Origin of the sequence: Streptomyces sp. NPDC047014, assembly GCF_040644195.1 — a bacterium.
Classification (GTDB): domain Bacteria; phylum Actinomycetota; class Actinomycetes; order Streptomycetales; family Streptomycetaceae; genus Streptomyces.
On record NZ_JBEYVX010000001.1, the window covers coordinates 227,359 to 235,824 of the forward strand.

Annotated in this window: 5 protein-coding genes; all 5 read left to right on the forward strand. The window is 73.7% G+C overall.

The genetic code is table 11. From position 1 onward, the window contains the following. The 5 genes from ABZ873_RS00880 (at nt 1) to ABZ873_RS00900 (ending at nt 8,279) form a co-directional block, all read left to right on the forward strand. Nucleotides 1–1,215, forward strand: a complete 1,215-nt coding sequence (locus tag ABZ873_RS00880; protein ID WP_360863506.1) for a cytochrome P450 — start codon at nt 1–3, stop codon at nt 1,213–1,215. Nucleotides 1,216–1,230: 15 nt separating this feature from the next. Then, entirely contained in the window at nt 1,231–5,172 is a 3,942-nt protein-coding gene (locus ABZ873_RS00885) for an amino acid adenylation domain-containing protein (protein ID WP_360863508.1), read from the forward strand. After that, the gene (locus ABZ873_RS00890) at nt 5,172–5,840 is read left to right on the forward strand and encodes a 4'-phosphopantetheinyl transferase superfamily protein (protein WP_360863509.1); all 669 of its coding nucleotides are present in this window, start codon (nt 5,172–5,174) and stop codon (nt 5,838–5,840) included. The genes ABZ873_RS00885 and ABZ873_RS00890 overlap by 1 nt, the downstream gene beginning before the upstream one ends. A 12-nt stretch (nt 5,841–5,852) precedes the next feature. Continuing rightward, nucleotides 5,853–6,914 (forward strand): winged helix DNA-binding domain-containing protein, encoded by a 1,062-nt coding sequence (locus tag ABZ873_RS00895; RefSeq protein ID WP_360863511.1) that lies wholly within the window; start codon nt 5,853–5,855, stop codon nt 6,912–6,914. A 90-nt stretch (nt 6,915–7,004) separates the two neighbouring features. Continuing rightward, on the forward strand, nt 7,005–8,279 hold the full coding sequence (locus ABZ873_RS00900) for an MFS transporter (RefSeq protein ID WP_360863513.1): 1,275 nt from the start codon (nt 7,005–7,007) through the stop codon (nt 8,277–8,279). Nucleotides 8,280–8,466 lie beyond the last annotated feature (187 nt).

An 8,466-nucleotide genomic window follows, 5' to 3' on the forward strand; every position in this document is an offset into this window, starting at 1 on the left:
ATGGAGATCGACCTGCTCGACCCGGGCCCCTTCGGCCGCAACGACTTCTGGCCGGCCTTCGCCTGGCTGCGCGCCCACGACCCGGTCCACTGGCACCCCGAACCCGGCAGCGAGGACGGCGGCTTCTGGGCGCTGACCAAGCACCGCGACATCATGCGCGTCTACGCCGACAGCGACACCTTCCTCTCGGGCCGCGGGATGCGCCTGGGCAGCGATCCGGCCGCCGTCGCCGCCGTCGCCCAGCGCATGCTCATCGTCTCCGACGTCCCCCACCACACCCGGCTCAAGCGCGCCCTCCAGCAGGCGTTCGGCCCGCAGCAGATGCCGCGCCTGGAAGCCCTCGTGGAGCGGGTGGTCGGGGAACTGGTCGCCGAGTCCGCCGAGCACGACACCCTGGACTTCATCGACCTCGCCAAGCAGCTGCCCAACCGGGTCGTCTGCGCCGTCCTCGGCATCCCGCGCGCCGACTGGGCCTGGATCGGGGCCCTCACCACCGACGCCTTCGACTCCCCGGACGAGGCGGTGCGCAGCAGCGCCCACTCGGAGATCTTCCTCTACTTCATCGAACTGCTCGCGGAGCGCCGGGCCCGCCCCGGGGACGACCTGGTCAGCCAGATCGCCCACGACACCCTCGTCGACGAGGGCGACGGCGGCGAACGCCCGCTCAGCGACCACGAGATCGTCTTCAACCTCAACGGCGTGCTGTCCGGCGCCAACGAGACCACCCGCTACTCCGCCGCCGGCGCCGTCCACATGTTCGCCGAGCACCCCGACCAGTGGCGGCTGCTGCGCGCCCTCGGACCCGCCGGGATCGCCCCGGCGGTCGAGGAGGTCCTGCGCTGGACCACCCCCGGGGTGCACGCCCTGCGCACCGCCGCCCACGACACCGAGATCAACGGCGTCCCGGTCGCCGCCGGTGCCCGCGTCACCCTGTGGAACGTCTCCGCCAACCGGGACGAGGAGGTCTTCGCCGACCCGCACGCCTTCCGGGTCGACCGCCGCCCCAACCGGCACGTCGCCTTCGGCCACGGCCGCCACCTCTGCCTCGGCGCCCGCCTCGCCCGCTTCGAACTCGGTGCCCTGCTCACCGAGATGCTGGCCGTGCTGGACGGCTTCGAGCTGGCCGGGCCGGTCTCGTTCAACTCCTCCAACTTCACCTGGGGGATCAACAGTCTCCCCGTGCGGCTGCTGCGCAGCCGAGCCTTCGCGAAATAAGAAAGGGCCCGCACTGTGACCACCGCACTCGTCGACTTCAACCGCACGGACGCCGCGTTCCCCGCCACCGGGTACCCGCAGCTCCTCGCCGCACAGGCCGCCCGTACGCCTGAGGCCACCGCCCTCGCGCAGGGCGACCGCACCTGGACCTATGCCGAACTGGAGGCCGCCACCAACCGCCTGGCGCACGCGCTGATCGCCCGCGGGGCCGCGCCCGGCACCCGGATCGGGCTCTGCTACCCGCGCGGCGCCGACTACGTCCTCGGCTCCCTCGCCGTCCTCAAGGCGGGCGCGGCCATCGTCGCCCTGGACCCCGTCAACCCCGACGACCGGCTCGCCGCGATGATCGCCGACGCCGGCCCGCTGCTGGTGCTCACCCCCGCCGAACTGGCCCGCCGGATACCCGAGGGCATCGAGCGGGCCGAGGTCGCCACCGCCGGCCGGGGCCTGCCCGACAGTGCGCCCCCGGCCGTGACCGGCCCCGACACCATCAGCCACCTCATCTACACCTCCGGCTCCACCGGCACCCCCAAGGCCGTCCTGGAACGCCACGGAGCCCTCACCAACCTGGTGCACTGGACCACCCGCGCCTACGGGGTCCGCCCCGGCGACCGCGCCTCCTGGATGTCCACCCCCGGCTTCGCCGTCCAGATCATGGAGTGGCTGGCCTACCTGCCCGCCGGGGCCGCGATCCACATCCCCGAGGCCGGGCAGGCCCAGACCCCGGAGCAGATCCGCGACTGGCTCGCCGCCGAGGGCATCACCCACACCATGCTGGTCGCCGCCCTGGCCGAGCCCGTATGGGGCCTGGAGTGGCCCGCCGGGAGCGCCCTGCGGATCATGGTGACCACCGCCGAGCGCGTCCACAGCTGGCCGCCCGTCGACACCTCCTTCCGGGTCGTCATGACCTACGGCACCACCGAGACCACCAACGTCCTGTCCTGCCTGGACCTCGGGGCGGGCATCGACCACACCAGCCAGGCCACCCCCGAGGAGGTCCGCGCCTGCCGCCAGGTCCCCGTCGGCGTGCCCATCGCCAACCTGCGCGTCCACCTCCTCGACGAGGACGGCCACCCGGTCCCCGAGGGCGAGGTCGGCCGCCTCCATGTCTCCGGCGCCGGCGTCGCCGCCGGATACCACGGCCGCCCCGAGCTGACCGCCGCGAAGTTCCTCCCCAACTTCCTGCCCGGCGACCCGCACCCCGTGCTCTACGACACCGGCGACCTCGCCCGCCGCCGCGAGGACGGGGCCGTCGAACTGCTGGGCCGCTCCGACTCCCAGGTGAAGATCCGCGGCTTCCGCGTCGAACTCGGCGAGGTCGAGACCCACGTCGCCCGGCTGGAGGGCATCGCCGAGGCCGTCGTCACCGCCCAGGAGCGCGGCCCCGGCGACAAGCGCCTGATCGCCTACGTCTCCCCGGCCGCCGGGGCCGGACAGCCCGACCCGGCCGCGGTGCGCGCCGAAGTCGCCCGTACGCTGCCCTACTACATGGTCCCCGGCTCCGTCGTCGTCCTGCCCGCCCTGCCCCGGCTCGCCAACGGGAAGGTCGACCGGCGCGCACTGCCGCAGCCCCCCGAGGGCCGCGAGGCGGTCGGCGCCGGCTACGAGGCCCCGCGCAACGAGATCGAGGACGGACTCGGCCGGCTGTGGGCCGAGGCGTTCCGCACCGAGGCCGTCGGCATCCACGACAACTTCTTCGAGCTGGGCGGGCATTCGCTGCTGGCCTTCCAGCTCATCGACGAGATCCGCCGCCGCTACGGCGTCGAGCTGAGCCTGTCCGACCTCTCCACCTGCCCCACCGTCGCCGAGCTGGCCACCCTCGTCACCACCGGCCGTAGTGGTGCCCGCGGCTCCTTCGGCGGGCTCCCCGCGATCGTGCCCGACCCCGCCGCCCGCTTCGAGCCCTTCCCGCTGACCGAGAGCCAGCAGGCGCTGTGGATCGGCCGCGGGGGCCTCGTGGAACTGGGCAACGTCGGCTGCCACGGCTACTTCGAATGGGAGAGCGCGCGGCTCGACGTACCCCGCTTCACCCGGGCCTGGCACCGGCTCGTCGAACGCCACGACGCCCTGCGCACCCGGGTCCTGCCCGACGGCACCCAGCAGGTCTTCGCGGAGATCCCCGCCTACGAGATCCCCGTCACCGACCTCGGCGGCCTCGACGAGCCGGCCCGCCGGGCCGAACTGGCCGACCTGCGCGAGCGGCTGTCCCACCAGGTGCTCGACGCCGACGCCTGGCCGCTGTTCGACGTCCGGATCAGCCTGCTCGGCGGTGGCCGCGCTCGCATCCACCTCTGCCTGGACTTCCTCGTCGCCGACGCCTGGAGCTACTTCCAGGTGCTCATCCCCGACCTGGTCGGCTACTACGTGGAACCGGACGCCGAGCTCCCCCCGCTGGAGCTGACCTTCCGGGACTACGTGCTCGCCGTCGGCAACACCCTGCGCGACAGCGAGATCTACCGGCGCTCCGAGTGGTACTGGCGCGACCGCCTCGCCACCCTCCCGCCCGCCCCCCAGCTCCCGGAGCGCCCCGCCGACGCTCCCGAGCTGCCCGTCCGGTTCGAACGGCGCAGCCATGTCGTCGCCCCCGAACTGTGGGCCCGCATCCAGGAGCGGGCGCACGCCCGCGAGGTCACCCCCTCCGGGGTGCTCGCCGCGGCCTACGCCGAGATCCTGGGCCGGGCCAGCGGCCAGGCCCGGTTCACCATCAACCTCCCGCTCTTCAACCGCCTCCCGCTGCACCCGCAGGTCAACTCCCTGCTCGCGGACACCACCACCACGCTGCTGCTCGCCGTCGAACAGACGGAGCACACCTTCGCCGGACGCGCCCAGGCCGTCCAGCGCCGCCTGTGGGCCGACCTGGAACACCGCTATTTCAGCGGGGTGCAGGTGCTGCGCGAGCTGACCAAGCTGCGCGGCTCCCTCGCCCCGGCCATGCCCGTCGTCATGACCAGCCTGGCCGGACACCCGCCGCAGTACGAGGAGACCGAGCTCGGCGCGCCCGTCTACGGCATCTCCCAGACCCCTCAGGTCTCCCTGGACTTCCAGGTCTTCGAGAAGCCCGACGGCCTCACCTTCAACTGGGACCACCTGCCCGCCGTCTACCCCGACGGGCTCATCGACACCATGTTCGCGGAGTTCACCGCACTGCTGGAGGCCCTGGCCGAGGACGCCGCGTGGGAGCGGCCCTCCGCGCCGCCCGGCCAGCGGGACGAGGCGCCCGCCCCGGCCGGGGAGCGGGACACCGGCGACGCCTGGGAGCGGTACTGGGCCGGGATCCGGCGCACCGGCCGCGGCGGCGACGTCATCTGGGACGCGGACAGCGGCGAGGAGTTCCACTGGCTGCTCGGCCAGGCCCGGCGCCACTTCGACAGCGGGCTCCCACTCATCGACCTGGGCTGCGGCAACGGCCGCTACAGCCGCGAACTCGCCCCGCACTTCCCGTCCGTGGTCGGCGTCGACGTCTCCGCCAGCGCCATCGAGCACGCCCGGCGCGAGGCGGAAGGCGTGGCGAACGTCGACTACCTGGCGATCGACATGACCGACGCCGCACAGGCCGCCGCTCTGGGGGAGGGGCCGTACAACATCTTCGTCCGCGGCGTCTTCCACGTCCTGGACACCGAGGCCCGCGCCCGGCTCGCCACCGTCGCCGCGCGGCTGCTGGGCAGTGAGGGCACGCTGATCGTCCACGAGCCCGACTACTCCAGCAACTCCTTCGGCTACCTCGGCTTCGTGGGCGGCAAGCGCGGCCGCGCCGAGGACCTGGTGGGCCCGCTGGAGGCGGCCGGCGTACGGCACTCGCACCGCTTCACCCGGCCCGAGCTGGCCGAGGCGTTCGGCGCGGAGGACTGGGAGGTGGTCGAGGACGAGGCGATCGAACTGCACGCCATCGACCCCCGCTCCGACTCCGACGCCCTGCGGCTGCCCGGCTACTACGCCGTGCTCCGCCGCAGGCGCTGATGGCGGTACCGGACCGGGCCGGCCTCGCCCTGGCCGGGCCGTCCGGAGCGGTGCTGGCCGCGGCCGGGGACGTACGGGAGCTGCTGACCCGTACCGAACGGGACCGGGCCGACGCCCTCCGGTCGGCCCGCGACCGGGCGGACTTCCTGGCCGCGCACGCCCTGGTCCGGCTCTGCGCCGGGCGGCTCCTCGGCCGCCCGGCGCGGGGCCTCACCGTCGTGCAGCGCTGCGAGGGCTGCGGCGGCCCGCACGGCAGGCCGCGGCTGGCCGAGGCCCCCGGCACCGGGATCAGCCTCGCGCACAGCCGCGGCTGGGTCGCGGCGGCCGCCGCGCACGGCCCGGTGGGCGTGGACGTCGAGGCATGGGAGGGAGAGGAGGAGCAGCCGCCGGACTGGCGGACGGTGGAGGCCGCCTGCACCGCGGAGGAACTGGCCGCCGTACGGGCGGACCCGCACCCCCGGCGCGCCTTCCTGCGCCAGTGGGTGCGCAAGGAGTCCCTGGTCAAGGTCGGGGCGGGCACGCTGGACGAGGCGGCCCGCCTCGACCTTCCCGTGTACGGGCGCCGACCGCCGCACTGGCGCGGCTGGCAGCTGCTGGACTGGGAGGGAAAGGGGGCCGTCGGATGTGTGGCGGCCCGCGAGGAGATGCGGCTGCGGCTGCTCGGCTGAAAGACTGGGAACGTGGAACGACGTACGACCGAACGGCTGCTCAGGGCACGCGCACAGGCGATCGGGGGCGGGGTCCGGGAGGACTCCGTCGCGGCCGTCCTCGACCGGGTGCTGGCCGTCCAGGCACAGGACCTGCCCGCGGCCGAACTGGGCCTGCGGGTACGGGCCCACGGGCTGACCCGCGAGGCGGTCCGCCACGCCACCGACACCGAACGCAGCGCCGTACGCGGCTGGTTCATGCGCGGCACCCTCCAGCTCGTACCCGCCGCCGACGCCCGCTGGCTGCTCGCCCTCTTCGGACCGCTCCACCTCGCCGCCGGCACCCGGCGGCTGCGCGAACTGGGCCTGGACGAGGCCCTGTGCGCCCGCGCGGAACGCCTCATCGCCGACGCCGTCGCCGACGAGGGCCCGCTCACCCGCGCCCAGCTCACCGCACGGCTCACCACCCTCGGGGTGGAGCCGAAGGGGCAGTCCGCCTTCCACCTGATCCGCCGCGCCGCACTGGCCGGGATCATCTGCCACGGACCGCAGCGCGAGGACGAGGCCACCTTCGTGCTCCTCGACGACTGGCTGCCCGCCACCGGCCCGCTGCCCTTCACCGGGGCCGCCGCCGAACGCGAACTCGCCCGCCGCTACCGGCTGGCCCACGGCCCCGCCGACGCCCAGGACTTCCTGCACTGGTCCGGCCTGCGCACCGGCTCCGGGAAGAGCGCCTGGGCGGCCCTGCCGCAGGCCGTCCCCGAGGACGCGCCCCCGCCCGGGGAGCCCGACGTACGCCTGCTGCCGGCCTACGACAACTACCTCGTCGGCTACCGCACCCGCGACCTGTCGGTACCCTCGGAGCACGAGCGCCGGGTCTGGCCCGGCGGCGGGCAGATCCGGGCCACCGTCCTCGTCGACGGGCTGGCCGTCGGCACCTGGTCGGGCGGCCGCCGGGGCACTCCGGTCACCGTCGAGCCCTTCCCCGGGGCCGCGCCCCCGAGCCCCGCCGAGGCCGCCGGGATCGCCCGCGAGAGCGCCGACATCGCACGCTTCTCCAGCGGATCTCATCGCCTGTCTACACAGGCCCTATAGTCCCCGGATTCATAACCGGCCGCTAACTCCCGGTGCCTACCGTCAATGCCGTCCCGACAATTCCCTACCCAATCAGAAAAGGGCGTCGACATGGCACTCGGTCGGCATTCCGATTTCAATCGCCTGTGGTTCGGGCAGACCGTCAGCAACTTCGGCGACAAGATCTCCCTCCTGGCCCTGCCGACCCTCGCGGTCGTGGTGCTGGACGGCGGAGCCTTCGAGGTCGGCGTGCTCGGCGCGCTGCGCTTCCTCCCGTTCCTGCTGCTCGCCCCGTTCGCGGGGCTCGTGGCCGACCGGGTCTCGCGGCGCACCGTCATGATCGTCGCCGACCTGGGCCGCTTCCTGGCCCTGGCGACGATCCCGCTGGCATTCGCCCTCGATTCCGTCAGCATGGTCCACGTCTATCTCGTGGCCGCCCTCACCGGTGTCCTCACCACCTTCTTCGAGGTCTCCTACCAGTCCTGGCTGCCGCAGCTCATCGGCACCGAGAACCTCATCGAAGGAAACACCAAACTCCAGATCAGCCGAAGCGTCGCGGAAGCGGTCGGCGCCGGAGCCGGCGGCGCGCTCATCCAGCTGCTCGGCGCGGCCCGCGCCATCACCGCCGACGCCTTCACCTTCCTGATCTCGCTGCTCGCCCTCCTCGTCATCCGCCACCGGGACACCCGCGAGCGGACCGAAGAGCGCAAGGCGTCCGCCAAGGCCGAGATGAAGGAGGGCATGAGGACCCTCTTCGGCAACCCGGTCCTGCGCGGCCTGTTCACCGCCAACGTCGTGGTCAACCTCGGTGCCGCGATGGGTGACGCCCTCCTGATCGTCTACGCCTACAAGGTGCTGGACCTCAGCCCCGGCCAGGTCGGTATCGCCTTCGCCGTCATGTCGGTCTTCGTCATCGTCGGCGCCGTGCTCTCCGAGGTCGTCTCCAAGAGCCTGTCCGTGGGCCGCCTGCTGGTGATCACCGCCGTGGTCCTCGGCGCCGGCTACATCCTGGTCCCGACGGGCGGCGCGATCGGCGGCTTCGTCGGACTGATCGTGGTCCAGGCCGTCATCGGCTTCGTCTCCCCGATGTTCGACATCCACGTCCTCAGCCTCGTCCAGGGGGTCACCCCGAACGAGCAGATGGGCCGCGTCAGCGGCACCGCCCTCTCCGCGGTCTACGGCGCCCTGTCCCTCGGCTACTTCGCGGGCGGCGCGCTCGGTGAGGGCATCGGCCTGACCGGCGGCCTCGCGGTGGCCGGTGCCGTGACCGTCGTCGGAGGACTGACCCTGCTGGCCGGACCGGTGGCCAAGATCAAGGAAATGCCCGCCGGCGACCCCGCAGAGGAGGGATCCCCGGCCCCCGACGAGGCCAGGATCACCGCCTGAGGCTCCGGCCCCACGGGAGCGGATGCCCCCCGACCGGCATCCGCTCCCGGCACACGCCACCGCCCCGCATCCCGCATCCCGCGCACGCCCCTGCCCGTACGCCCCCCACGCACGCCCCGCGCACCGACGCACCGCCCCCGCACGCCCCGCGCCGCGCTCCCGCGGCGCGTCCTGCCGTACTCCCTCT

Excerpts from the sequence above, each read along its gene's own strand:
- ABZ873_RS00900 (WP_360863513.1), top strand. The coding sequence starts at position 7,005 with ATGGCACTCGGTCGGCATTCCGATTTCAATCGCCTGTGGTTCGGGCAG.
- ABZ873_RS00890 (WP_360863509.1), top strand. The coding sequence starts at position 5,172 with ATGGCGGTACCGGACCGGGCCGGCCTCGCCCTGGCCGGGCCGTCCGGA.
- ABZ873_RS00880 (WP_360863506.1), top strand. The coding sequence starts at position 1 with ATGGAGATCGACCTGCTCGACCCGGGCCCCTTCGGCCGCAACGACTTC.